This window comes from Bacteroides sp. 51, assembly GCF_010500965.1.
In the GTDB taxonomy this organism is placed as follows: Bacteria; Bacteroidota; Bacteroidia; order Bacteroidales; family Bacteroidaceae; genus Bacteroides.
Window position 1 is genome coordinate 1 of sequence record NZ_QVMI01000106.1, and the last position, 559, is coordinate 559.

Here is a 559-nt window from a genome sequence, read left to right on the forward strand (position 1 = left end):
ATAGCCGCCTTCGGGGGAAGCGTAGCCGGCTATCCGGATACCGGTGATGTTGGCATCAGGGTCTTTCCTTACCGTTTCAATCAGCGTATATATCTTTTGCAGTTCCGCAGCATTGTCTTTATACCCAGGCGTGATCTCTGAGCGGCCGGCGGCAAAATCCAGGTAGGCTTGCCCGGCTTCATTGCGGTGTTTCACGGCTTCCGCCTGCGGGGTGACGAAGCTGGCGGTAAACTGTGGTTCATAAACCACTGTATGCACTGGAGCAGTGGCAACAGGTGTCTGTACCGGCGCGGCAGCAGCCGGTTTCTTCTTCCCGCCAAAAGTATAGATCAGTGTGATACCAGCTTTGGTGGGACCGAAATAGTTCTTATTTCCGCTACCCAGGCGATCACCACATGTACCACACGTGTATTTATCATAATCCAGGTGGGCATACCCCAATCCCAGAGTCGCTTCCATTCCCAGGTGGCGGGAGAAGTTCCAGCGGTAGCCATAGCTGGCACCGATTCCCGCACCCCAGCCCTCGTAACGGCTGTCGGCCATATTCCGCGAAAAAGGT

General features: G+C 55.1%; 1 protein-coding gene. It reads right to left on the reverse strand.

The annotated features are described in order from the left end of the window. Nucleotides 1-559: DUF3575 domain-containing protein (locus tag D0T87_RS23730; protein ID WP_163178649.1), on the reverse strand; the 559-nt coding region annotated here is incomplete at both ends.